General features: G+C 44.2%; 26 protein-coding genes and 3 tRNA genes. 24 read left to right on the top strand and 5 right to left on the bottom strand.

Annotated elements, in window-relative coordinates:
* The first annotated feature begins 47 nt into the window (after positions 1 to 47).
* The 17 genes from aspS (at position 48) to DFP81_RS03260 (ending at position 13,027) form a co-directional block, all read left to right on the top strand.
* Complete coding sequence (gene aspS / locus DFP81_RS03180) at positions 48 to 1,817, top strand: aspartate--tRNA ligase (protein ID WP_115896332.1); 1,770 nt, start codon at positions 48 to 50, stop codon at positions 1,815 to 1,817.
* Positions 1,818 to 1,981: 164 nt separating this feature from the next.
* On the top strand, positions 1,982 to 2,539 hold the full coding sequence (gene ruvC, locus DFP81_RS03185; protein ID WP_115896333.1) for a crossover junction endodeoxyribonuclease RuvC: 558 nt from the start codon (positions 1,982 to 1,984) through the stop codon (positions 2,537 to 2,539).
* Entirely contained in the window at positions 2,536 to 3,135 is a 600-nt protein-coding gene (ruvA, locus tag DFP81_RS03190) for a Holliday junction branch migration protein RuvA (RefSeq protein ID WP_115896334.1), read from the top strand. Before ruvC ends, ruvA begins: the two co-directional genes overlap by 4 nt.
* A 6-nt stretch (positions 3,136 to 3,141) precedes the next feature.
* Positions 3,142 to 4,155, top strand: a complete 1,014-nt coding sequence (gene ruvB / locus DFP81_RS03195) for a Holliday junction branch migration DNA helicase RuvB (RefSeq protein ID WP_115896335.1) — start codon at positions 3,142 to 3,144, stop codon at positions 4,153 to 4,155.
* 9 nt (positions 4,156 to 4,164) lie between these two features.
* A complete protein-coding gene (tolQ, locus tag DFP81_RS03200; protein WP_115896336.1) occupies positions 4,165 to 4,845 on the top strand; it encodes a protein TolQ in 681 nt (226 codons plus the stop codon).
* Positions 4,845 to 5,273 (top strand): protein TolR, encoded by a 429-nt coding sequence (gene tolR, locus DFP81_RS03205; RefSeq protein ID WP_115896337.1) that lies wholly within the window; start codon positions 4,845 to 4,847, stop codon positions 5,271 to 5,273. The genes tolQ and tolR overlap by 1 nt, the downstream gene beginning before the upstream one ends.
* Entirely contained in the window at positions 5,273 to 6,220 is a 948-nt protein-coding gene (gene tolA / locus DFP81_RS03210) for a cell envelope integrity protein TolA (RefSeq protein ID WP_115896338.1), read from the top strand. Before tolR ends, tolA begins: the two co-directional genes overlap by 1 nt.
* Positions 6,220 to 7,518 (top strand): Tol-Pal system beta propeller repeat protein TolB, encoded by a 1,299-nt coding sequence (gene tolB, locus DFP81_RS03215; RefSeq protein WP_115896339.1) that lies wholly within the window; start codon positions 6,220 to 6,222, stop codon positions 7,516 to 7,518. Before tolA ends, tolB begins: the two co-directional genes overlap by 1 nt.
* A 19-nt stretch (positions 7,519 to 7,537) precedes the next feature.
* The gene (gene pal, locus DFP81_RS03220) at positions 7,538 to 8,134 is read left to right on the top strand and encodes a peptidoglycan-associated lipoprotein Pal (protein ID WP_115896340.1); all 597 of its coding nucleotides are present in this window, start codon (positions 7,538 to 7,540) and stop codon (positions 8,132 to 8,134) included.
* Positions 8,131 to 8,910: a tol-pal system protein YbgF gene (gene ybgF, locus DFP81_RS03225; RefSeq protein ID WP_115896341.1), complete on the top strand. Its 780-nt coding sequence runs from the start codon at positions 8,131 to 8,133 to the stop codon at positions 8,908 to 8,910. The genes pal and ybgF overlap by 4 nt, the downstream gene beginning before the upstream one ends.
* A 41-nt stretch (positions 8,911 to 8,951) precedes the next feature.
* Positions 8,952 to 9,027, top strand: a tRNA-Lys gene (locus tag DFP81_RS03230).
* 34 nt (positions 9,028 to 9,061) lie between these two features.
* A tRNA-Lys gene (locus tag DFP81_RS03235) sits at positions 9,062 to 9,137 on the top strand.
* A 39-nt stretch (positions 9,138 to 9,176) separates the two neighbouring features.
* Complete coding sequence (gene nadA / locus DFP81_RS03240) at positions 9,177 to 10,223, top strand: quinolinate synthase NadA (RefSeq protein ID WP_115896342.1); 1,047 nt, start codon at positions 9,177 to 9,179, stop codon at positions 10,221 to 10,223.
* Positions 10,224 to 10,415: 192 nt separating this feature from the next.
* Positions 10,416 to 10,985, top strand: coding sequence for a nitroreductase family protein (locus DFP81_RS03245; RefSeq protein ID WP_115896343.1), 570 nt, complete (start codon positions 10,416 to 10,418; stop codon positions 10,983 to 10,985).
* A 92-nt stretch (positions 10,986 to 11,077) separates the two neighbouring features.
* A tRNA-Ser gene (locus DFP81_RS03250) sits at positions 11,078 to 11,165 on the top strand.
* Between the two features lie 331 nt (positions 11,166 to 11,496).
* Entirely contained in the window at positions 11,497 to 12,726 is a 1,230-nt protein-coding gene (locus DFP81_RS03255; protein WP_115896344.1) for a tyrosine-type recombinase/integrase, read from the top strand.
* Positions 12,727 to 12,814: 88 nt separating this feature from the next.
* Positions 12,815 to 13,027, top strand: coding sequence for a helix-turn-helix transcriptional regulator (locus tag DFP81_RS03260; protein ID WP_115896345.1), 213 nt, complete (start codon positions 12,815 to 12,817; stop codon positions 13,025 to 13,027).
* Between the two features lie 66 nt (positions 13,028 to 13,093).
* Here DFP81_RS03260 and DFP81_RS03265 read toward each other — a convergent pair whose 3' ends face one another.
* The 3 genes from DFP81_RS03265 to DFP81_RS03275 form a co-directional block, all read right to left on the bottom strand.
* Entirely contained in the window at positions 13,094 to 13,285 is a 192-nt protein-coding gene (locus DFP81_RS03265) for a hypothetical protein (RefSeq protein WP_115896346.1), read from the bottom strand.
* A gap of 101 nt (positions 13,286 to 13,386) precedes the next feature.
* Positions 13,387 to 13,653 carry a hypothetical protein gene (locus DFP81_RS03270; RefSeq protein WP_115896347.1) on the bottom strand — a complete coding sequence of 89 codons (267 nt, stop codon included), beginning with the start codon at positions 13,651 to 13,653 and terminating at the stop codon, positions 13,387 to 13,389.
* A 2-nt stretch (positions 13,654 to 13,655) separates the two neighbouring features.
* Positions 13,656 to 14,630: a ParM/StbA family protein gene (locus DFP81_RS03275; protein WP_115896348.1), complete on the bottom strand. Its 975-nt coding sequence runs from the start codon at positions 14,628 to 14,630 to the stop codon at positions 13,656 to 13,658.
* Positions 14,631 to 15,094: 464 nt separating this feature from the next.
* Between DFP81_RS03275 and mobI the strand changes: the two genes are divergently transcribed.
* On the top strand, positions 15,095 to 15,538 hold the full coding sequence (gene mobI, locus DFP81_RS03280; RefSeq protein WP_115896349.1) for a conjugative transfer protein MobI(A/C): 444 nt from the start codon (positions 15,095 to 15,097) through the stop codon (positions 15,536 to 15,538).
* A gap of 110 nt (positions 15,539 to 15,648) precedes the next feature.
* Here the strand turns inward: mobI and DFP81_RS03285 are convergent, their stop codons facing one another.
* A complete protein-coding gene (locus DFP81_RS03285) occupies positions 15,649 to 16,005 on the bottom strand; it encodes a hypothetical protein (RefSeq protein ID WP_115896350.1) in 357 nt (118 codons plus the stop codon).
* 130 nt (positions 16,006 to 16,135) lie between these two features.
* A complete protein-coding gene (locus tag DFP81_RS03290) occupies positions 16,136 to 16,825 on the bottom strand; it encodes an HNH endonuclease family protein (protein WP_220342798.1) in 690 nt (229 codons plus the stop codon).
* Between the two features lie 822 nt (positions 16,826 to 17,647).
* Between DFP81_RS03290 and DFP81_RS03295 the strand changes: the two genes are divergently transcribed.
* From DFP81_RS03295 to DFP81_RS03320, 6 genes are all read left to right on the top strand, one after another.
* The gene (locus DFP81_RS03295) at positions 17,648 to 18,556 is read left to right on the top strand and encodes a 3'-5' exonuclease (protein ID WP_115896351.1); all 909 of its coding nucleotides are present in this window, start codon (positions 17,648 to 17,650) and stop codon (positions 18,554 to 18,556) included.
* Between the two features lie 73 nt (positions 18,557 to 18,629).
* On the top strand, positions 18,630 to 18,929 hold the full coding sequence (locus tag DFP81_RS03300) for a hypothetical protein (RefSeq protein WP_115896352.1): 300 nt from the start codon (positions 18,630 to 18,632) through the stop codon (positions 18,927 to 18,929).
* 318 nt (positions 18,930 to 19,247) lie between these two features.
* A complete protein-coding gene (locus DFP81_RS03305) occupies positions 19,248 to 20,171 on the top strand; it encodes a WYL domain-containing protein (RefSeq protein WP_115896353.1) in 924 nt (307 codons plus the stop codon).
* 113 nt (positions 20,172 to 20,284) lie between these two features.
* On the top strand, positions 20,285 to 22,744 hold the full coding sequence (locus DFP81_RS03310) for a type I restriction-modification system subunit M (protein WP_115896354.1): 2,460 nt from the start codon (positions 20,285 to 20,287) through the stop codon (positions 22,742 to 22,744).
* Complete coding sequence (locus DFP81_RS03315) at positions 22,744 to 24,075, top strand: restriction endonuclease subunit S (protein WP_220342800.1); 1,332 nt, start codon at positions 22,744 to 22,746, stop codon at positions 24,073 to 24,075. Before DFP81_RS03310 ends, DFP81_RS03315 begins: the two co-directional genes overlap by 1 nt.
* Positions 24,076 to 24,084: 9 nt before the next feature.
* A complete protein-coding gene (locus DFP81_RS03320) occupies positions 24,085 to 25,248 on the top strand; it encodes a DUF4268 domain-containing protein (RefSeq protein ID WP_115896355.1) in 1,164 nt (387 codons plus the stop codon).
* The last annotated feature ends 13 nt before the right edge of the window (positions 25,249 to 25,261 follow it).

A 25,261-nucleotide genomic window follows, 5' to 3' on the forward strand; every position in this document is an offset into this window, starting at 1 on the left:
CAAAGAACACTCCACTCTCTTACTGAGACAGTAATAGGATAGAAATTATGCGCAGCCATTATTGCGGCGAATTAAATGCTTCTAACATTTCACAAGAAATCACTTTATGTGGTTGGGTACATCGTCGCCGTGACCACGGTGGGGTTATTTTCTTAGACGTGCGTGACCGCGAAGGTATTACGCAGGTTGTTTTTGATCCAGATCGTGCCGACAGTTTTGCTCTTGCAGACAGCGTTCGTAACGAATTTGTTGTTAAGCTAAAAGGTCTTGTTCGCGCTCGTCCAGAAGGCACGGTTAACCCAAATATGAACACGGGTGAAATCGAAGTTCTTGGCTTGGAGCTTGAGATCCTTAATGCGGCACAAACGCCACCATTCCAGCTTGATGAGCATCAGTCTGTTGGTGAAGACGTACGTTTGAAAAATCGTTTTATCGATTTGCGTCGCCCAGAAATTCAGCAAAAAATGCGTTTCCGTTCAAAAGTAACGTCGGTATTGCGTCGTTACCTAGATGACAACGGCTTCTTAGACATCGAAACGCCAATTTTGACTCGTGCAACTCCTGAAGGTGCACGTGACTACTTAGTACCTAGCCGTACGCAACAAGGCAGTTTCTTTGCTCTTCCACAGTCTCCTCAACTGTTTAAACAGCTGTTGATGGTGTCTGGCTTTGATCGCTACTACCAAATTGCAAAATGTTTCCGTGATGAAGATTTGCGTGCCGATCGTCAGCCTGAGTTTACTCAAGTCGACATCGAAACCTCTTTCATGAGCGAAGAGCAAATCATGGGCATGACCGAAGAAATGATCACCAACTTGTTTAAAGAGTTGATGGACATCGATTTGGGCGCTTTCCCACGCATGCCATACTCAGAAGCCATGGAAACTTACGGTAGTGACAAGCCAGATCTACGTATTCCATTGACCATAGTTACTGTGTCTGACTTGATGGCTGAGGTTGACTTTAAAGTCTTCTCTGGCCCAGCGAAAGACCCTAAAGGTCGTGTTGCTGCATTGAAAGTACCTGGTGGTAACTCACTGACACGTAAGCAAATCGATGATTACACCAAGTTTGTCGGTATTTATGGCGCGAAAGGCTTGGCTTACATCAAGGTAAACGACAAATCTAACCTTGAAGAAGGCCTACAGTCTCCAATTGTTAAATTCTTGCCAATTGAAGTTCGCCAAGAGTTGCTAACACGCCTTGAAGCTGAAGACGGTGATTTGATCTTCTTTGGTTCTGACTCTGCGAAAGTGGTTAACGAAGCATTGGGCGCATTACGCTGCAAGCTAGGTGAAGATCTTGATCTGTACACTTGCGAGTGGGCGCCTTTATGGGTAGTTGACTTCCCAATGTTCGAAGAAACTTCCGATGGCGGCATTACTGCGATTCACCATCCTTTCACTGCGCCTTCTTGCTCTCCAGAAGCGTTGAAAGCGGACCCTCTAAATGCATTGTCTCAAGCCTACGACATGGTCTTGAACGGCACTGAGTTGGGTGGTGGTTCGATCCGTATTCACCAGTCTTCTATGCAAGAAACTGTATTTGAGCTACTAAACATCAGTGAAGAAGAGCAAGAAGAGAAATTCGGCTTCTTGCTAGATGCATTGAAGTTTGGTGCGCCACCACACGGTGGTTTGGCATTTGGCTTGGATCGCCTTGTTATGTTGATGACAGGCTCTGCTTCAATCCGTGATGTGATTGCCTTCCCGAAAACGCAAAGTGCGACCTGTTTGCTGACTCAAGCACCAGGTGAAGTAAGTGATAAACAGTTGAAAGAGCTGAATATTCGCGTTAGAAAACCCGTTACCGAGTAAGCTTAGTGCTGACTCCGCTCGATTGACGGCAATGTTTGTTAAGAGAGCGAAAAAAAAATGTAAAAGGCCGTTATTAAACGGCCTTTTTTTATGTCAGGATTGTATACTCTGTAAATTAAAGGCTGTTGAAATATACAGTAATATTTTCTTTTGATAGGTAAATGATGGCGACCACCAGGATTTTAGCAATCGACCCAGGCTCAAGAATCACCGGCTTTGGCATTATTGATGTGACAAATGGTAAGTCTGTTTATGTGAATAGCGGTTGTATCCGGTTACCAGATGAAGCTTTGTCGGTGCGCCTCAAGGTGATTTTTAATTCTGTCACCACCTTACTAGAAGAATACATTCCTAATGAATTTGCGATCGAAGAAGTGTTTCTAGCAAAGAACGCTAACTCAGCGCTAAAACTTGGGCAAGCAAGAGGGGCGGCGATTGTCGCGGCCGCGTTGCAAGAATTGTCGGTTAACGAATACGCAGCACGCCGAGTAAAACAGTCTGTGGTGGGCAACGGTAATGCCGATAAAACACAAGTGCAGTCAATGGTGCAGTTATTATTAGGTTTGCCTTCTCCCCCGCAAGCGGACGCTGCCGATGCATTGGCCATTGCCTTGTGTCATGCAAATACAAGAACTTCGGGCGGACTGGAATACGGTGTGGGCAAGAGAGCAGGCCGAACGGCAAAACGTTGGTCTGAAATGGATATAAGGAAAACGGTGTGATAGGTAGGATTGCTGGAACATTGATCGAAAAGACACCACCGGAATTATTGGTGGATGTAAATGGCATCGGTTATGAATTAAGTGCTTCAATGACCACGATTTATGAATTGCCTCCGATTGGCGGTAGTGTCGTGCTGTACACGCATTTTCAAGTGAAAGAAGATTCACAAACCCTTTATGGTTTTATTGATAAAAGCGAGCGAGCGCTTTTTAAAGTGCTGATTAAGGTCAATGGCATCGGCCCTAAGATGGCATTGGCGGTGCTGTCGAGCATGTCATCAGAAGAATTGATCGCCAATGTTCAGGATTCGGATGTGACGGCGCTTACTCGCATTCCTGGAGTTGGCAAAAAGACCGCTGAGCGTTTAATCGTCGAGTTGAGAGATAAACTCGGGCAAGCTGCCAAAACCGACCTATTTACTGCTCCGGCGGTATTGAAACAAATTAAAGCTGACCCAAGACAAGAAGCCGAAGCGGCGCTTGTTTCTTTGGGGTACAAACCACAAGAAGCCGCTAAAGCGATTGCGACTGTGCCGGTGGATGCCGCCAGCAGTGAAGAGGTCATTAAAGCTGCGCTAAAAGCCATGCTAAGGTAATAAAAGATGATAGAAAGTGATCGCATTATCTCAGCAGAATTAAAAGGCACAGATCGCCAAGTAGATCGAGCGATTCGACCGCAATCACTGGCTGAGTACATAGGCCAGCCCGTGGTAAAAGAGCAAATGGATATTTTTATCCAAGCGGCGCGACAGCGCGGTGAGCCATTAGATCACTCGTTGATATTTGGCCCTCCTGGGCTGGGTAAAACAACACTGGCGAATATCATCGCCAATGAAATGGGCGCCGAGATCAAAACCACATCTGGACCTGTGCTTGAAAGAGCGGGGGATTTGGCGGCTTTGCTAACCAACCTTAATGAAGGGGATGTGCTTTTTATTGATGAGATTCATCGCTTAAGCCCTGCCATTGAGGAGGTCTTGTATCCCGCAATGGAAGATTACCAATTGGATATCATGATTGGTGAAGGCCCAGCGGCGCGCTCAATTAAAATTGAACTCCCGCCTTTTACTTTGGTCGGAGCAACCACGCGAGCAGGGTTGTTGACCTCGCCATTGCGTGATCGCTTTGGCATTGTGCAGCGTTTAGAGTTTTATGATGTTGAAGCGCTGACGACCATTGTGGCGCGTTCGGCGAGTAAAATGGGCATGCAACTGGATCAATCAGGTAGTTTTGAAGTGGCGCGTCGTTCTCGCGGCACGCCGCGTATCGCTAACCGTTTATTGCGCCGCGTGAGGGATGTGGCGCAAGTCAGTGGTGAAGAATTGGTGGGCCAAAAAGTTGCCCAGCGAGCGCTAGATATGTTAAGTGTAGATAGTCAGGGATTTGATCACCTAGATCGACGTATGTTATTGACTATGATAGAGAAGTTCGACGGAAGGCCGGTCGGGCTAGACAGTGTTGCTGCTGCCGTTGGCGAAGACAAAGACACAATAGAAGACGTGATTGAGCCTTTTTTAATACAACAAGGCTTTGTGATACGAACGCCACGAGGTCGCCAAGTCACCAAGCGTGCCTACGAGCATTTTAATTATCAGTTACCTACAGATTTTAAATAGAGGTTAAAAATGTCCATTTTGGGGTTAATTGCCAGCGCTAGTTTTGTTGTGCAAATGGTTATGTTGATACTGTTGGCAGCATCCGTCTTTTCTTGGATTGTTATTTTTCAAAGAATGCGTGTCCTAAAGCAAGCGAGAAAAGTAAGAACGACATTCGAAGACGAATTTTGGTCTGGCATTGATTTGAGCAAATTGTATAAAAAACTGACTCAAGAAGGCCGCAAAGTAGAAGGCATTGAGAGTATTTTTACCTCGGGTATAAAAGAATTTACGCGCCTACGTCAAAGCCATAATGTAGAGCCTGATGCTGTGATGGAAGGGGTTCAGCGTGCTATGCGAGTGGCTCTATATCGTGAAGAAGAGAAATTAGAAAAGCACCTTTCTTTTTTGGCCACGGTTGGTTCGACCAGCCCGTATATTGGCCTGTTTGGTACGGTTTGGGGGATTATGCATTCCTTTATCGGTTTGGCAGACGTGCAGCAAGCTACTCTAGCGACCGTTGCACCAGGTATTGCAGAAGCACTGATAGCCACCGCGATTGGTTTGGTGGCGGCGATTCCGGCGGTTATTGCTTATAACCGATTCTCCACCGTTACCGACTCTCTTGCATCTGGTTATGAAAATTTCTCTGACGAATTCACCAGCATTCTTCACCGCAAGGTGCATGTGAAAGAGGGAGGCGTAGCATAGTGCCTCGCGCAAGAAGAAGACAAAAACGTCGCCCAATGTCGGAAATCAATGTGGTTCCCTACATTGATGTTATGCTGGTTTTGTTGGTGATCTTTATGATTACCGCACCCATGCTGACCCAGGGAGTGGATGTTAAGTTGCCTAATGCAAATGCGTCTCCGATTCAGCAGACAGAAACAGACGTCATGATAGCGTCGGTGGACAGCAGTGGGCAGTTTTACCTTGATGTTGGTGGCAAACAAGAGCCTATCACGCTGGCCGCTTTGCAGGACCGTGTGACGAAAGTATTAAACCAAAATCCTAATACACCAGTGCTAGTGCGTGGTGATAAAGACGTTTCATATGGTGCTGTGGTTGGTTTGATGGTGGCTTTACAGGGGGCAGGGGTGCCAAATGTAGGGTTGGTTACTGAGCCGGACAATAATTAATGAAGTTGCTGAGTAAAGACAGTTATGGAGTGCCTGCTTTTTTCGCCATTGCGCTTCATATGGTGATTATCGGGGTTTTCTTTGTTGCCGTGGATTTCAGCGACAGCGAAAAGCCAGCGCCTAAACGGCCGCCCATTGTGAATGCCACTGTGGTGGATGTGTCTGAAACCGTTATAGGTAAGCGTGAAGAGGAAAAGAAAAAAGCCCTTCAGCAACAGGCTATAGCCAAAAAGGAAAAAGAAAGGGAAGCGCAGCAAAAAGCCAAAAAGCTTGAGCAGCGAAAGGCGCTGGAAGCCCAAAAGAAAAAATTAGCGCAAGCTAAAGAAGCGAAGAAGAGAGCCGTTGAACAGGCTGCTGCCAAGAAAAAAGCGGCTGAAGAGAAGCAAAAGGCTGCGGCCGCGGCTAAGAAGAAACAGCAAGAAGCCTTACTGGCAAAACAACAAGCAGAAAAGAAAAAACGCATAGCGCAAGAGAAAGCCGCCGCAGAAAAGAAAAGACAAGCAGAAGAGGCGAAGCGTTTAGCGGAACAAGAGAAACAGAGACAACAAGCTGCAGCTAGAGCCGCAGAAAAAGAACGTTTGGCACAAGAAGCGGCTGAAGCCGCCGCAGCAAAACAAGCGGAGCAAGAAAAGAAAGCCGCAGAAGAAGCGCAGATGGTTCAATCTATTAGTGGTTTGATTAATAATCGTATCGCCGCTGCATGGAACCGACCACCGAGTGCTCGTAATGGCATGAAAACTGAGTTGGCTATTTCTTTCTTACCTTCGGGTGAGGTTTTAGCGGTGAATATTATAAAAGGAAGTGGTGATGCGTTGTTTGACCAGCGCGCCGCCAATGCAGCAAGAAGTATTGTTGTTAAAGAGTTATCGGATGTGGACCCTTATGTGTTTGATAGAAACTTCCGTAAAGTTGTAATTATTTTTAATCCACAGGACTTAAGAAACTAATGATGTTACGTAAATGGTTCTTAGTATTTTTCACCTGCTTCGTTTTTGCAAGCACCGCTCGTGCGCAGCTTGTTATTGAAGTGACCAGCGGCGCAGACCAGTTATTGCCTATTGCCGTGGTGCCTTTTGGTTATGATGGCACAGACGCACTGCCTGAAGATATTGCTCAAATCGTACAAGATGATTTGACGCGAAGTGGTTTGTTTCAGGCGATTCCTCGTTCTAGTATGTTGAGCCAGCCCTCAAAAGAAGCGGATGTGTTTTACCGCGACTGGCGTTTGTTAAAGAGCGATTATGTGGTTATTGGCTCAGTCAAAAAAATTGCCACGAACCGTTACCGAGTTGGTTTTGAACTGCTTAACGTATTGAGTCAAAAACCGGTTGAAAAACACGCTTCTATTGACGTTAACAGCAGCAATCTTCGTGATGCTGCGCACTATATTAGCGATAAGGTTTATCAGCTGCTAACTGGGCTTCCTGGTGCATTCAGCACACGCATTCTTTATGTGACCACGGAAGGGGACAGATTAGCGCCTACTTTCAAATTACAAGTGGCTGACGCCGATGGGCACCGACCTCAGGTGATTGTCGAGTCCAAAGAGCCGATCTTGTCTCCTTCGTGGAGCCGTAATGGCAAATACATTGCGTATGTGATGTTTAGAAATCGTCGTCCTAATATCTTTATTCAAGAGCTGGCGACAGGTAAAAGACAGCAAGTGGCTCGCTTTAGAGGGCTTAATGGTGCGCCGGCTTGGTCGCCAGATGGTAAGAAATTGGCCTTGGTATTATCTAAAGATGGCAACCCAGAAATCTATACGTTAACAATTGCTACACAAAAATTAGAGCGTATGACGAATCATTATGCTATTGATACAGAACCGAGCTGGGAGCCAGATGGTAAAGGCATTATCTTTACCTCAGACCGTGGTGGTAATCCGCAAATATATCGTTTGGATGTTAAGACAAAGCGTGTAGAGCGTGTTACGTTTGAAGGTGATTCAAACACCAAAGCCGCGACAACACCTGATGGGCGCTACTTGGTTACTGTTCAAAAAGACGATGGCAATTACCACATCGCATTACAAGACATGAAAACAGGTCGAGTAAAAATATTAACTCGTACCTATTTAGACGAATCGCCAACGATTGCGCCGAATGGTAGCATGGTGATGTATGCCACTACTGAAAATGGAAAAGGCATATTGGCAGTGGTATCCGTTGATGGGCTTGTTAAATACAAGCTGCCGTCAGCAGATGGAGATGTACGTGAACCATCATGGTCTCCGTACTTCAAATAAAGACATTAAGGAGTGAATAATGAGTGTAAATAAACTAGGTAAGTTTGCTGTAATTGGTTTATCTGCGGCTTGGATTGCAGGTTGTAGTACAACATCAACTGACACAGATTCTGCAACAACAGCAACAGACGAAGCTACTGCAACAGCTGAACAAGCGGCGGCAGATGCTGCAGCAGCAGCGGATCAATCTTACGGCGCAGGCCAAGATGGCGCAGTAAGCAGTGTTATTGTTGATGATGGTCAAGCTGCGGCTGACGATGCAAACAGCATGGCGATGCTTGATGGCGTGCAAACTGTATTCTACTTCGACTTCGATAAATCTGTGGTTCGTCCAGCTGCCCGTGAAGCTCTTGCTAAGCATGCTCAGTACCTTATCGCTAACCCAGAAGCACGTGTTGTTTTAGAAGGTCATGCGGATGAGCGTGGTACTCGTGAATACAACATGGCATTGGGTGAGCGTCGTGCTAAAGCAGTTAGCCGTTACTTGACCATTCAAGGCGTTGCAGCATCTCAAATCGAAACGGTTAGCTTCGGTGAAGAAGTGCCAGTTGCCTTTGCTCATGATGCCTCTTCTTGGCAGTTAAACCGTCGAGTAGAAGTGCGTTACGAAAAATGATCGTAAATAAGCTTATTTCTCGCTCCTTTGCAGTGGGGCTGTTTTTAACAGCCCCACTAGCAATGGCTGCTAATCAGCAGGCAGGAACCTTGCCCGCTCATGCCGCAGCCGAATTGCTTTCACAGTTAGATGCGCTCCAATCGGAAGTACGAGATCTTAGGGGGCAGTTAGAAGAGCAAGGGCATGAGTTGTCGCAAATGAAAGCCCAACAGCGAGATCGTTATATTGATCTTGATAAGCGTATTTCTCTGTTAATGTCGGCTTCTGCTGCTCGGCAAGAAAGCCAAGCTTCTCAAGCAATTGCCAGTGCAGCACCCGCGCCGGCACCTGTTGTGAAAAGCGAGGCGGCCAGTAGCTTGTCTTCGGTTCAGTTGGCACCGATTGCACTCACGCCAGTTTCACCACAAGCTCGCTCTGCGTACGATGATGCTTATGGTTTGATCCGCAGTAAGCAATTTGAAACGGCCGAAGTTGCTTTTACTGAATTCGTAAAAGATTATCCTGATAATACTCTGACTGGTAATGGCTATTACTGGCTTGGAGAATTAAAGCTTGTCTTGGGTAAGCCCCAAGAGGCTGCAAAATCCTTCAACATTGTCATTAAAAAGTTCCCAGGGCACAGCAAAGAGCCTGATGCTCTGTATAAACTTGGAATTGTCAATGACCAGTTGGGCAATGCCAGTGCATCTAAGTCTTATCTACAAGATGTCATTAGCCGCTTTCCTGAAAGCAAATCTGCTAAGCTAGCAACAAGTTATTTAACTGGTATGAAATAGCTTGCAATTCTCAACGGGCTCTGTATTATACGCAACCCGTTGGGTCGTTAGCTCAGTTGGTAGAGCAGTTGACTTTTAATCAATTGGTCACTGGTTCGAATCCAGTACGACCCACCAACTTTTTCTTATTTAATATCTTTCCGTGATTTTTGGGTCGTTAGCTCAGTTGGTAGAGCAGTTGACTTTTAATCAATTGGTCACTGGTTCGAATCCAGTACGACCCACCAAATATCACCTCGGTCTAAGTGCCTAAAAGGGGTAATAGTATGTCCGAACTTTTCGATAAAGTTGCATTACGAGCTACTGTTCAACAACACCTATCTGCCGCTGAAAAATCCCTTGAAAGCCCAGCCTTAGACAATGAGGCGCTTCGCCAAGAAATCAAAACACTTTTGAAGCAAAAAAATGCCGTATTAGTGGCTCATTATTATACTGATGATGCGATTCAAGAGTTGGCAGAAGAAACTGGCGGTGTGATCGCTGACTCCCTAGAAATGGCTCGATTCGGCGCCAATCATGAAGCAGACACTCTGGTAGTGGCTGGTGTTAAATTCATGGGTGAAACGGCTAAAATTTTAAGCCCAGAAAAAACCATTTTAATGCCAACGCTGGAAGCCACTTGCTCATTGGACATTGGTTGTCCGATTGATGATTTCTCTGCTTTCTGTGACCAATACCCAGATCGCAAAGTTGTGGTTTATGCCAACACATCCGCAGCCGTAAAAGCGCGTGCAGATTGGGTTGTTACATCAAGTATTGCACTGGATGTGGTAAATCACTTAAATGACATGGGTGAGAAGATTATCTGGGCGCCTGACCAACATCTTGGTGGTTATATCCAGCGCGAAACAGGTGCTGATATGATTCTTTGGGACGGTGCTTGTATTGTCCATGAAGAATTTAAAGCCAAAGGCATTCTTGACCTGAAAGAAATTTACCCTGATGCCGCTGTATTGGTTCACCCAGAATCTCCTGAGCCAGTAGTAGAAGTGGCAGACGTTGTGGGCTCTACTTCTCAGCTGTTAAAAGCCTCTAAAGAAATGCCTAACGACACCTTTATTGTGGCAACGGATCGAGGCATTTTTTACAAAATGAAGCAGGCCTCACCTGATAAGCGTTTTGTAGAGGCGCCAACAGCCGGTTCTGGTGCTAATTGTCGCAGTTGTGCGCATTGTCCTTGGATGGCGTTAAACTCTTTGGAGCTACTGCGCAATGCATTGCGAGACGGCACTGATGAGATCTTCGTAGAAGAGCAGACGCGTACCAAAGCGCTCATTCCACTGCAACGCATGTTGGATTTTCAAGTAAGCTAATTTCTAATAAGGCGGTTATTATAACCGCCTTATTTTTTTGTTTTCCCGCCTCATTTTTCCTCGTTATTTTATTTTTGAATTCTCTTTATTTTTTAAAAGGGTAGACCTTAAAAAGCGTTATATGATATTCATTATCATTAAATGATTTTTAACTCAGCACCCGGATACCGATCGATAGGAACCTTCTTCTTTATGAGTAATGATATTATTAAATTTATGCGCAACCGCGTGTCTCAGCCAGCTCTTGAGTTGCCAGCTCCAGCGAAAAATGAGTGGCTTGAAGTGTTGGATGCAGCCAGTCGTGCAGCCGATCATGGTGGCCTTAAACCTTGGCGGTTTCGAGTGTATGAAGGAGAAGGGCGTAACCAAATAGGACAAATTTACTGGCAGCAGGCGCTGAGCGAAGTGTCTGGTCTTGAGGCGAATAAAGAAGCTTCGTTTGTTAAAAAAGCTTTCAGAGCCCCAGCGATCTTATTGGTTTATGCCAGCACTCAAGTGCACCCAAAAGTGCCAGCAGTAGAACAAATAATGGCTGCCTCTGCCGCTGCGCAGCAGGCTATGTTAGGGCTAAACTCGCTGGGTTATGGCACCATGTGGCGCAGTGGGCCTGCTTGCTTCACGCAGAAAACCAAAGATCTGCTTGGTCTTGAAATGAATGATCAAATTGTTGGCTTGATTTATGTCGGCACTCCAGTGGGCAATAAGCCAAAATCTCCAGTGGACACAGGCATTAATGACCGTGTTGAGTGGATAGATAATTAAAAGCACATTTTTTATAAAAAGTGTTTGCAATACAACGACTTCATCATTATTATACGCGCACAAATTACGCAGAGCGTGATTGGCCGGTATATGGTGAGCTGTCCGAGTGGCCGAAGGAGCACGCCTGGAAAGCGTGTATGTCGAAAGGCATCAAGAGTTCGAATCTCTTGCTCACCGCCATCTTTACAGAAAAGACGTCCAAGGACGTCTTTTTTTGTGTCTGAAATTCATATAAATCAATTAGTTATGTTTAATTAAGTCCAATATGGACGATTATGTCCAGTAAGAAAGTGTAGTGCAGATAGTAGGACTATTCTTGCATTTAATATGAGTCATACACTTTTTAATTGAACTTAAAATGCCTATCTCAAAATTAAAAATCATTATTTTTTAACCATCAACAATGTTTAAGTTGTTGAAAATATTGATATAAATCGGCTTTTTGTATGACTGTTTTTTTCGTGATTACCTTCATCGAACTCGTCATACACTGGCTGATTAAGGAGGCATCATGGCTAGCTTAAATAAGTTAACTGTTAAACGAATTCAAACCTTAAAGGCTGTTAATGGCAAATCTATTCGAAAATCCGATGGTGGTGGTCTTTATATCTATGTTAAACCTAATAACTTAAAGTTTTGGGAGTTTAGATACACAAGACCTGTTACTGGTAAAAAGACATTTATAGGCATTGGCTCATTCTCTGATGTCACACTTTCAGAAGCTAGGGATAAAGCTTATGAAATGAGAAAGCTATTACACGAAGGTATTGATCCGCAAATTGAGCGTGTAGAGCGCAAAGCCAAACTCAAGCTTTTACAAACGTATACTTTGAAGTATGTTGCTGACCAGTGGCATGAGTTAAAGATCACTCAAGTCAAAAGTAAAACCATGCTTGATAACTGGCGTAAACTTGAAAAGTACGCGTTTCATAAACTTGGTGATATCCCGGTTAAGTCTTTAAATGCTCCAGTGGTAATAGAGGTGCTTCGTGAGCCTGAGAGTATTGGTAAGTTAGAAACGGTTAAAAGAACAGCCCAACTTCTAAACGAAATTATGAACTTCGCTGTCAATAGTGGTTTTATTGATCATAATCCGCTTTCTGGTATCAGAGATGTTTTTAAAAAGCCCGTTGTCGAGCATATGAAGTCTTTAAATCCTCATGAGGTGTCTGATTTAATGAGAGCTTTAGGTCATGCAAATTTATATGTCGTAACTCGTTATCTAATTGAATGGCAGCTTCATACTATGACACGGCCTTCTGAAGCAGCTGGCACACGTTGGGATGAAATTGATTTTAAAAGTAAAGTGTGGGTGATTCCTGACTCACGAATGAAAATGAAACGTGAACATCGAATTCCATTGACTAACGAGACTTTATCTATACTTGATGGACTAAAAGTACTTACGTCCAATAGCCCTTATGTCTTTCCTTCGACAAGAAGTAACAGTCGTCATGTTGATCCTGAGTCAATCAATAAAGCATTAAAACGTATTGGGTTAAAAAATCGAACTACTGCACATGGATTCAGATCTTTGGCGAGCACTACATTGAATGAATGGGGAGAAGATCCTGATTTAATCGAAGTGGCGCTTGCTCATATTGGTAAAGATAAGATACGTAATGCCTATAACCGAACAGACTATCTAGAGCGTCGTAGAGAAATGATGCAGCGATGGAGTAGCTACTTGACTAAGCATTCTCTCGGGTCTTTCTCGGTCGTAAACAGTGTTAATGGCTAGATAGATTTATTTTTTTTGAACTTTGCTAACTACTGTAGAAAACTAAATATTTGATACTAAGTTTTTTCTTGTGAGGAGGGTGGAAAATATGTCATTAAAGATTATTCGAATGCGAGAACTGAGTCAAAAAACTGGTTGTTCAAGAAGCACGATTTACTCATTTATCTCAAAAAATGAATTTCCTAAACCTATACCATTAGGTGCGAGAGCAGTTGGCTGGATTGAAAGTGAGGTAGATGAATGGATTGCCCAAAAAGAAGTTCAGCGATATACGGGTCAACTGAGTAACAATAAAGCTTAATATATTAGTTAGTAAGAATGCCCAGTACCTAAGCTAGGGTATGGGCATTTATATATTTTTTGATGACTAACTCGTGTGTATAAGAGAAGTGATGTTCTTGTTTATTTGCTCATATTTCAAGAATTTTATCAGCTGATCTTGAAGTGATTCAACATGCTCAACGAACTGTGGTTGCTCTTCTTGAGGTACAGAAGCAATATCTTCAAAATCAATTGTTGCTAAAGTTTTTAGCAATTTTTCTAAATTTTGTGTTTTCACGGCATTCCTCCCTGAATTCTGTGTATTTTTTAGTTTAGTTTAGGTTTTGAGGTATTGGCTATAGATATTTACCAAACGTTACTTTTTGCTTATCGCATGGACTACACTGAAAGTTTTGATTTTAGTAACTGCTGACGTTTAGCCTTAACTTCGAGTGATTCAGAATGCTTTGTTGATGAGCTCTCTTGGATTTCAAAATCTTCTGAAAAAGGCTTTTCTGCTGCTTCAGTCAGAATGCTATTAAGTTGCATAATCCCTATTGTAGCCAGCATCCGCAGACGCTCAGCACGTTCCCGTGGCGGCGTCTTTTCCAATTCTTTGAGCAGTTCAGGGTGGCTCCCTTGGGGAATATTGACGACGACTCTCATAATTAGGCTCCATAAAACCAGAAGCCTCGGGCGTTAGCCAGTACGGACTCTTCTGGTGCGATGATTTTACTTCGTGAGAAAACATCTTTGGCTGCGTCCTTATATGTCAAGGCACCACCACCGGCGATCAATACCAAGTCTGCATTGATGCTTTCGTCCCGCATTGATTGTCGCATGGCAGTAAGAGCAACAGGCGCTACCTTTTTCATGGCAGCATTCAGATAAGGTGAAATATCGACTTTTTCTCCAAATAGCAGGACCTGCAAGTCGCCGGTTCTCATGGCTTTTTCAAGTCGATCCATACCCACTTTGGCACCGTGATCTTCCGAAATCAGCTTATCAATCGTTTCCAGTAGCACGGACATTGCCTGAAGACTGGTTCCTGATGAGCTGTAGCGAATTTCTCCGGCCTCAAGGGCAACCCAATCAACAGAAAAGAAGCCGGGATCGATAACGACGACGCGACCTTCTTCAATCAAGTCCAAATCACCACCTGTTTGAACCAGATCCATATAGGCACCGGCAGGCTGCGGCAGCACTTTGACGTCATGAACGGTGATGCTGCGCTTTGGCGTCACTTGATGGACACCTTTTAAACGCTGCACAAGGTCAGACTTACGTTGTGGTTCATGAAACTGGGAAACCGGTAATCCAGTGACAACCAAATCGATGGATTCTGTTTCAGCCATTAACAAGGCGGCATGAAAAAGCGCCTTATAGGTTTTTGTGGTGGGATATTCCGGGTGAAGCTCTCGTTCCCAGCCTTGAAGGCGTCCAGCAGGCACACCGGCGGCCCAACGCTCATTATCGACAGACACATACAAACAAGTGTCATCATCGCCTCCACCGATACGCTCCGGCATACGATCCGCAGGACCGGCACCCGCAGGCAGAATAATGGTTTTCGGTTCACTGCCTGATTGGCCAATGGCCAGCTTCAGGTTTGAGTAACCGATATCTACGCCTAGTACAAACATACTTATCTCCTGTGCACTCAAAGTGCTCTAACGGTTTTCAATCAACCGCGCTGGTCACGCTTGGGCATGTCCAAGTGCTCTGGCTGTTCACTCAAATGTCATTATCAGGATTCGGTGCACTGGCGGTGGGCAGAAAGGTGACAAATCCTTTCATCTATCTGCCTATTGCATTTTTGCAAAAGTATGAGAATAGGCTCTGTTTGGCGACGGATGACTGAGCCAAAAAAATCGAGACGCCAAACGTCGTTTGCATTCTGGCCTGAACTCGCCAAACGGTTTGTATCTTCATGACGATACGTCTTTTTAGGTGTTTTTAAGTGAAATCGGGCTGTATCCCTTGTCAGGTATGGGGTTGCGCGAGTTGATTTATATCGAGACGCCAAACAGTGATTGTTACGGCAGTTTTACGTTTGGCGTTTCGATCCAAAAGCCAAACGGATAGTGGTTTTGGCTTTTGGGGTTAATTGGATGGGGAAATTGGTTTGGTAGAAATCGTCAATGAACAATGGAAATCGGAAGTATCAAATTTATTGCAGCAAGAAACGAACAGGTTAAAAGCGCTGGCACGAGCTGAAGTTGATGACTTTTGGGTTACTCATTACAAGGTTCGAGAGAGTGAGCCTTTTAAAAACTGGGGATTACTTGGTGTCCGTATCAGGGACTTTAAGTATGGGTTTGGCATTGAGTGGTACATCAACAGTTTTCACGGTCAACGAGGCAAGCGGGTGGTCTTTAGTAAGGGACTGCGCATTTCAAAGACGAAGCTGAGATATTCATTTTTGGACTGCCAAGGTTTGGCTAAAGAATGGGAGCTCGCGCTGGCCATCGAAAAAGAAGGGTTCTTTAGTGATATTCGACGGCAAGTCGATAAGCTGAACATGCTACGTCGCAGAGTGAATGCCTATTGAATCATCGGCACTACTTCTCTCGCGGCAACTGGTCCCAGTTTTTTGTGAAAACGGGAGATACACTTCATTAATTTTCATTGTCTATGGAGATTTGTCTATTAACACTTTAGTCAGTGGTGTTCGGAGCAGGTATCATATTCTTTTATATTTAATGATTGGAGTAGCACATGCCCTTTAGGTGTAAGCCAAATCCTTCGGTTCATACCTGTTTCCACATATTCCAAAAGGTTTAATCCATCATTAGATCGATAAGGGCTACCTGAGGAAAGTTTTCTAAATTGCCCTAGTGCTTTTTTATAAGACTTCGAGCTGGCATCGTTTGTAGAAGCTAAGTCTATAATGGTAAATGTTGGGGCGTTAGTTTTAGCGACTTCTAAAAAGAAGTGAAGCTGTGCCACACTTTGGATTCCAAAGTCGCTCGCAATAGTAAGCATTTCTTGAAAGCTTTGAATTTCAATAGTTGTCATTAAGCTAATTCATCATATTTTGAGGGTGTTAAAATAAATAAGAATCTCATTATGTCTTTAAGATATGTCTATTAAAGCCTAAGTACCTGCTAATCTTATTCGTTGTCGGTACAACAAAATATAACAACATTTAGTAGTGTAATCCGTATTTCAGAACAATTCTTTGAAAGCGTGCCTTGTACTGTGCTTGATTGGCTGGCGGTAGCCACTCATCTAGTCCTTTTGCTCCTTTTGATCTATTTAAAGATGCTTCTACTGGAACAAGGTTTATTGGATCGTTCGCAAATTGTTCACGTTTAGTTTTATTCCAGACCTGAGCACCATGCTCCCACGCCCATTTGAGTGGTACCACATGATCGATGTCTACTTTGGAGGCATCAAATAGTATTTTTCCTGAATACATAGATATCCAGCGTCCAAAAGTGACTCTGCATTCTTGATTGTCTGCAAACCTTACAGAGGCTGCTGAGGTAGAAATCAATACTTCTTGTCGGGTGTTTTGGCAGTCTCTGTCTTCGTCGTCCCAGCCATGACCAAAATAGCTACGTTTATATGTAACTAAATTACTCTTGCCTTGCGCTGTTTGATTTATGGTTGAAGAGTCGTTTTTTTGTCCTTTTGGTAAGCGTCCACCACTTGCCAAACAATCATTAATTGTATCGTATGGTTTGAAGTTTTTAGTTCTAGAGTACGATGCAGACTCAGGCGTGTGACAAATTGATGATCTTGACTTTTTAACGACTAAGTCAGCCCATGCAGGCTGGTATAAAAGGGAAAAGAGCAGAGATAGGTGCAATAGTGTTTTTAAAATCGATATCAAAATTCACTTCCAGTCATATTCAATAGGTTACTAATTGTATCAATAAAATAGGCATACTTTCATATTGGTTTATGAGCGCAGTCAGTGGTTTTGCTCTTATTTTAACTAAGTACTTTGAAATGGTTCTAAACGTACAATGAAGCAAGGGTCATTGTCAGGGAAAGCGACATCAAGAGATATCTTAGAGAATACAATGAGTGGTGATTAGCAATCATTAGTGATTTTTATGACTTTGAGTCTCAGAATTAATTTTGGTTTAAGGTTTAACTAGTCAAATTTTTAGGTCTAATGAGCTTGGAAAAGAAGAGGGTGTTTAGCAAGCAATATCTAATTAAAACAAGCCTTGGGCAAGGCCAAAAAGGCTTGGACAATACTGCTTCTGCCTACTGCTCTTGTTACTGATCCTGTTACTGCTACTGGTTAACGCATGGGTCAAGTAACCGTCAGATAGGGCTTGTTGAACCCTTAGTAAAGGGTTTCAAAACAGTTAGTAAAATTCTGCTTCGTATTGAATTTACAGGCTTAAAGCGAAGTCAGGAGCATCATTAAAATGCTCAGTCGAACTCAGTTAAAGCCTTTTGCAACCGTTTGAAAAGGGGTTGGCTAAGTCATACGTAAAGGGTATCGGTAAGGGTTACCTAAACGGTTTAGCTAAGGCTTTTTGAAAGGCTTAGCCAAAGCCTTCATACATGGGTTCACCCAGTAGAAAGATTAAAAAAACTCTGAGGTATCCAAGGTGCATTTTGTACAAATGCGTTTATAAACGAACAGGGCACAGTGAAATAACTCAAAGCGAACAATAGAATTGAAGAGGAACCATCAATGACAAGAGCCCCTGCGCCATTTCCGCTAGAGCGCCTCGCGGATATCCCAGAAAGACCAGAAGATTTTAGATTGCTGGAACGCATTCCTTTAACGCGTGAGCCGCAGTCCTGGCCACTTGAACTCTCTCCTGTGGTAGGTGATGAACAGCCAATGGTGCTGCTCGATACAGAGACAACCGGATTGTCTGCCGATGACGAGTCCATTATTGAGCTTGGTATGGTTAAGGTGCTTTACAGCCCCTCGGCTAAGCGGATTGTGTCGATTGTTGATGTGATCAGCCTGTATGAAGATCCCGGTAAGCCAATCCCCGAGCTGATTACCGAGTTAACTGGTATCACCGATGAGATGGTGCAAGGCCAGCGCATTGATGATGCACTGGTAGTGAGTTGGTTATCCGATGATCCGCTGGTGGTCGCACACAATGCTCAGTTTGATCGTCCTTTCTTTGAAAAGCGGTTTGCTGCATTAAGACATCTATCTTGGGCCTGTTCAGCCAGTGGCATAGATTGGAAGGCGCTGGGTTTTGAAAGTCGAAAACTTGAGTACCTGCTGCTTCGCTTAGGTTGGTTCTATGAAGGACACCGAGCGGCAACCGATTGTTTGGCGATGGCCTGGTTGTTCCATTTGTTGCCCGAGTCCGTTGCAAACTTGTTGTCTGAAGCGGACAGGCGAACTGTGTTAGTTCGTGCGTTTGGTGCGCCGTTTGACGTAAAGGACTATTTAAAAGAGCGTGGTTACCGCTGGCATGACGGTGTTAAAGGTGCTAACAAACATTGGTGGCGCGAAATCAGCGAAGACGAGTTGCCGCAGGAACAAACTTACCTGGATGATTTGTACCATCGTGGCTCAGAACATGCCCACTATGACTACAAAGATGCCCGCAATCGATTTAAAGCTTTGTCATAGCCCCTTGCATATTTGAAAACCTCAGGAAAATGGAAAGTGAACTCATGGTTTAACCAACAAGAGGAATCTTTCCATGTACCAAGACACCTATATTGAATACTGGGGCGAAATCTTCGTCTCTGCCCGCATCATTGAATTTGGCATCACGTTCGAGCGCTTTCTTAAAGATCCATGGAAGCATTTGATGTCCTGTGGCCAAGAGTCTGCCCCAGACGCGATTGCTGAAGGGATGCTGCCATTGCTACCAGCCCAGGCAGAAGTTGCTAGGCGTGTTCGGGAGAGTGAGCAACGAGCCCTTATGTCTACAGAGTCGGACAAAGGGGGAGCTCATCGCGGTAGCATCGTGGTGCCACTGGTTCGGGTAGCGCATTGATAGCGGCTATCAGCAATGACACGAAACAAGGTCTTCAAGTCTATACCTGAGCGGCAATTGCAATCCAGATCAAAAAGTTGCCGCTTAGTCTTCCCTACAAAATAATTTGTGATAGGATGATACCTAATAAAATTAATTAGGTTGAAGCCTATTCAGTGTTTTATGGCCATCTGTCCAGCTTCAACCGGTAGAGATTGCTAAGTCATTGCGGATGAAGAGCAGCATTGAGTGACGCTTTTCAATGTGATTTCGCGATGTCGGTCCTTACTTTATAAACAGAATTTTTAAAAAACTGGTTGAATTGGATAAACAAGACGCATGACAAATGATGGTCTGAAACAAACGGTAGTGGCGAAGTCAGATAAGCTTTCGCAGATAGCGCAGTTGCCACAAGCAACCAGGGATCGCATTGCCCACATCGACTTCACCTTATTGTTTAAGGGCGAAGCGGTGCGGGCGGATTTAGTCGATCGCTTCAGCATAGCCGCCGCACAGGCAACAAAAGACTTCACCATGTACCGAGAGCTTGCACCAGGCAACATTGAGTATGACCAAAAACTCAAGTTGCATAAGCGTGGTGAAGCATTTGAACCTTTGTTCGACTATGACGTTGTGAGAACACTGGCAACCATTAGCCAAGGTTACGGAGATGGCTTTACTGGAAAGGTAAAACCACCACTGGCTTGTGAAGCGCCTTATCACCTTAACAAGCCAAGCCTATCTATAGTGGCAAAGGTCACCGAGGCCATCCACAAAGGCAAAGCCTTGAGTATCACCTATGTGTCGTTATCGAGCGGTGAAACAACCCGTGAAATCGTACCGCATACGCTGGTGGACAATGGCCTGCGTTGGCATGTTCGTGGTTTTGACCGCAAGCATAATGAGTTCCGTGACTTTGTGTTGACCCGAATTAAAGCAGCGGTTGTGCTTGAAGATTCCACTTTGTCTGAAACGGAGCTCGAAACCCAAGATCGGCAATGGAATCGCTTTGTTGAGTTAGAGTTAGTGCCGCACCCACGCATAGAGCATAGCGAAGCGATTGAGCTGGATTATGGTATGACGGGTGGCGTTCTAAAGGTTGAGATTAGGGCTGCAACCGCTGGGTATTTGCTACGCCAATGGCATGTGGATTGTTCCACTGAACACTCGTTAATGGGCTTTGAGTATCAGCTTTGGTTGCGTAACAGCCAGGCACTTTATGGTGTCACAAACTTAAGCATTGCGCCGGGCAGAGCAAGTTAATAGAACGATGTAGCGGCCATATAGGCGTTACATAAAGAACAGAATTTTAAATTTATAGTGAAGCCGTTGCAGCAACCTAATGGGGTGCAACTAACACTGAACAGGAAAAGAAAATGGATCATAGTGTACATAACAAGCTCATCTCATTTATTTGGAACATTGCCGACGACTGCTTACGTGATGTGTATGTTCGCGGTAAGTACCGTGATGTGATTTTACCTATGGTGGTATTACGACGTTTAGATACGTTACTAGAACCCACCAAAGAAGCCGTGCTTGATGAGGTAAATTTCCAAAAAGAAGAGATGCAAGCCACGGAGCTTGATGATGAACCATTAAAAGCGGCCAGTGGTTATGTTTTTTACAATACATCTAAATGGACGCTGAAATCCCTGTTCAACACCGCGACTAATAACCAACAGATACTACTCGCCAACTTTGAAGAGTACCTGCTTGGCTTTAGCGATAACGTTAAAGAAATCATTGAATGCTTTAACCTCAAATCGCAAATTCGTCACATGGCTTCCAAGCAAGTCCTTCTTGATGTCGTCGAAAAGTTTGTTTCCCCTTACATCAACCTAACTCATGAAACGGTCGAAGACCCGGATGGCAACAAGATGCCAGCCCTTACTAACCTGGGTATGGGTTACGTGTTCGAAGAGTTGATCCGTAAGTTCAACGAAGAAAACAACGAAGAAGCAGGTGAACACTTCACGCCACGTGAAGTTATTGAACTGATGACACACCTGGTGTTTGACCCGGTGAAAGACCAGTTGCCGCTTACCATGACAGTATATGATCCTGCGAGTGGTAGTGGTGGTATGTTGACTGAATCTCAAAACTTCATTGAAGAGAAATACCCTAATGACAGCCGTGATGTTTACCTTTACGGCAAAGAGATCAACGACGAGACCTACGCGATTTGTAAATCGGACATGATGATCAAAGGCAACAACCCTGAGAACATCAAAGTAGGCTCAACTTTGTCTACCGACGAGTTTGCGGCTTCACGCTTTGACTTTATGTTGTCTAACCCGCCATACGGTAAGAGTTGGGCGTCTGAACAGAAGCACATTAAAGACGGCAGTGACGTAATTGACCCACGTTTTAAGGTTAGCCTGAAAGACTATTGGGGAAATATCGAAGTGGTCGATGCCACGCCACGTTCAAGTGATGGCCAGCTGCTCTTCTTAATGGAAATGGTCAACAAGATGAAAGATCCGAGTGTAAGCCCATTAGGCAGCCGGATTGCTTCTGTTCATAACGGCTCATCGCTCTTTACCGGTGATGCGGGCGGTGGCGAAAGTAATATTCGTCGCTTCATCATTGAAAACGACATGCTAGATGCCATAGTTCAGTTACCAAATAACCTGTTCTACAACACCGGCATTACCACTTACATTTGGGTGTTGAACAACAATAAGCCTGAGGCACGTAAAGGAGAGGTGCAGCTGATTGACGCCAGCTTGCTATACCGTAAGTTGCGTAAGAACTTAGGTAACAAAAACTGCGAATTTGCGCCTGAGCACATCACGGAAATCACCGATACTTACCTCGCGTGTGTGGACGTTGAAAGAGCACTTGATGCAAACAATGATCCTATCGGTATCGCCAGTAAGGTGTTCAGCAATGACGATTTTGGCTACTACAAAGTCACTATCGAGCGCCCAGATCGCCGCAAAGCCAAGTTCACTCAAGAAGCAATAGCTCCACTGCGTTTTGATAAGCAACTTAGTGAAGTGATGGAGTACGTGTACGCAGAGCAAGGCGAACGTGTTTACGAAAAAACTGGCTATGGTACAGAAAAGAAAAAGAGCTTCTTGAAATCCATTGAGAAAGACATTCTTTCTTGGTGTGAAGAGAACGACATCAGTCTCAATGCCAAGGCTAAGGCAAAACTGCTTGATGTGAAGCACTGGCTGGCGCTAAAAGCATTGCTTGAAACTGCACAAACGCTGATGGCTGACATCGGTAGCATTGAATTTGATGACTTCAATAGCTTTAAAAGCCAAGTTGATAAATCGCTAAAAGCTCATGCCATTAAGCTTTCAGCACCTGAGAAAAATGCCATCCTGAACGCGGTGAGCTGGTATGACGAAACCGCCAAGAAAGTGGTGAAAAAGATCGTTAAATTAACGGATGATAAATTAAACGACCTGCTGGAGCGCTATGAGTGTGAAGTCGCTGACCTGCCAGATTTTGGTTATTACCCCGTTCCTACAACAGAAGGCGGCAAAAAAGGCGAGTTCATTACTTACGAGACCAATTCAGACCTACGTGACACAGAATCTGTTCCCCTACGTAAAGACGGAGAGCAGCAAAGCATTTACCAGTACTTCCTAAACGAAGTGAAGCCTCATGTTGATGAAGCATGGATAAACCTGGATACGGTGAAAATTGGTTATGAAATCAGCTTCAATAAGTATTTCTACCGTCATAAACCGCTGCGTAGTTTAGAAGAGGTCGCAACAGACATCATCAACCTAGAACAAAAAGCTGAAGGTCTCATTGCGCAAATCCTTCGAATAGAGAGTTTGGGGGTGAACGTGGCGGAAGTTCAGGGAGAAGCGTAATGGAACGTTTAGCATTGATGCCGAAGTATGAGGCTTATAAAAACTCAGGTGTTGAATGGTTAGGGGCCATACCAGTTCACTGGAATTCATTTCCTTTGTGCGCAAAATCAAAATTAAAATCAATTTCTAATAATGAAAATGAAGAACTTCTATCAGTCTATTTGGACAAAGGGGTAATAAAATTCGATGACGTTGATGCAAAACGTACAAATGCAACCAGTTCAGATCTGACTAAGTATCAGTTGGTAGAGCCAGGTGACTTTGTTTTAAATAATCAGCAAGCTTGGCGTGGTTCAGTCGGGGTTTCTGATTATCGAGGAATAGTCAGTCCAGCTTACTTAGTTCTTTCTTTATCAGAAGATATAGTTCCCCGCTTTGGTAACTACCTGTTCAGAGATGGGGCAATGGTGGCTAATTACTTAGTTAGCTCAAAAGGTGTAGGAACAATTCAGAGAAACCTATATTGGCCTCAATTAAAACGAGCCTTGGTATTTTTGCCTCCAACCGAGGAACAACTCCTAATTGCCTGCTTCCTAGACAAGAAAACCGCTCAAATCGACGATGCGATTGCTATTAAAGAGCAGCAAATTAGCCTGCTGAAGGAACGTAAGCAGATCATCATCCAACAGGCGGTAACCCAAGGGCTTGATCCCAATGTGCCAATGAAAGACTCCGGTGTGGATTGGATAGGTATGATTCCAGCGCATTGGGTTTTAAAAAAAATAAAGCATGTGGCATCAAAAATTGGAAGCGGCGTTACTCCAACTGGGGGTGGCTCTACATATCTAGATGATGGAATCCCACTTTTACGAAGCCAAAACATACATTTTGATCGAATAGATCTCACAGATGTTGCTCGAATTTCCAATAAAACACATGAGGGCATGAGCAACAGTAAGGTGAAAAAGGGTGATGTGTTACTCAATATTACTGGGGGTTCAATTGGTCGTTGCTATTACGTCGATTCAAGCGACGAAATGAATGTGAATCAACATGTATGTATCGTGAGGCCTAATAAGATAATTAAAACCGTCTTTCTAAATGCTGTATTGGCATCAGAAATCGGTCAGGGCCAAATTTGGTACTTTCAGCAAGGCGGAGGTAGAGAGGGGCTTAACTTTCAAGCGTTAAAAAACTTCTATATCGCGTTGCCTCCAGAAGCCCAACAGGTAGAAATTGCTGAGTACATTGATGAGCTTGAAAAGGAATTTTATTCGGCGATACAAATTCAATTAATGCAAATCGAAAAGCTCAAAGAATACAAAACCTCCCTGATCAACAGCGCCGTGACAGGAAAAATCAAGATCACCCCAGAAATGGTTGAGCAATAGGACGCGAATATGTTCACGGTAAATTATCAAACCAACAGGATTAGTCCTGTTAGGACAAAGAAGTTCAGTGAGTTGGGCTTTACTGAGCGCAAACATCTTCAGGAATGGTTGGCACACGAGCCTTCCGCACTGGGTGAAGAGCTACTGATTATTCAAAAGGAGTTCGATGGCTTTGATGATACCCGTGAACGTTTAGATTTACTGGCGCTGGATAAAGATGGCAACTTGGTCATTATTGAAAACAAGCTGGACGACAGTGGCCGAGATGTCGTGTGGCAGGCGCTTAAATATGCCTCTTACTGTGCAAGTTTAACCAAAGCGCAAATAGTTGAAATTTACCAGCAGTACTTAGACCGCTATGAGCCTGTGACAGGAGAGGTTGACCTGTTAAATGCCCCTGCAAGTGCCTCGGCGAGAATATGTGAGTTTTTGGATGCGCCCGATCTGGATGAGTTAAAGCTAAACCTGGGTAACAGCCAGCGCATTATGCTAGTTGCGGCAAACTTTCGCAAAGAAGTGACCAGCACCGCGCTGTGGTTATTGGGTCAAGGCATTAGCATTGCCTGCTTCAAAATCACGCCTTATTCACTGGGTGAACAGCTACTGATTAATATTGACCAGATCATCCCAACGCCAGAAGCTAAAGAGCTCATGATTGGCATTAATGCCAAAGAAGCGGAAGAAAAAACCACCGAAGTGGTACTAAAAAACCGCCATACGGTGCGGCGCGAGTACTGGGAGCGTGCCTTAGAGGCGTTTCAGAAAAGCGCTTGCCAACTCTATAACAACATTAGCCCAAGCAAAGATCATTGGTTATCAGCAGGCTCAGGGCTAAGTGGATGTCCGTATAACCTGATATTTCTGCAAAAAGAGCTTCGAGTAGAGCTTTGGATCAGCCGTGGGGTTACCGAAGAGAATAAATACCTTTTTGACTTGTTGAGTCAGTCCAAACAGGACATTGAACATACTTTTGGTGCAGAACTTGAGTGGATGAGGCTGGATGAGAAGAAATCTTGCCGTATTCAGTTTTCGACCAAAGCTGATGGGTTTAATAAAGAGACTTGGTCCCAAGCGGTTGCATGGCACTTAGAGCAGATGACAAAGTTAGAAAAAGCCTTAAAAGGACCGCTGCAAAAAGCGGCTGAGGCAATGAAACAGAAGAATTTTGATTAAGGGAATTTACAAT

Origin of the sequence: Marinomonas pollencensis (assembly GCF_003387375.1) — a bacterium.
In the GTDB taxonomy this organism is placed as follows: Bacteria; Pseudomonadota; Gammaproteobacteria; order Pseudomonadales; family Marinomonadaceae; genus Marinomonas; species Marinomonas pollencensis.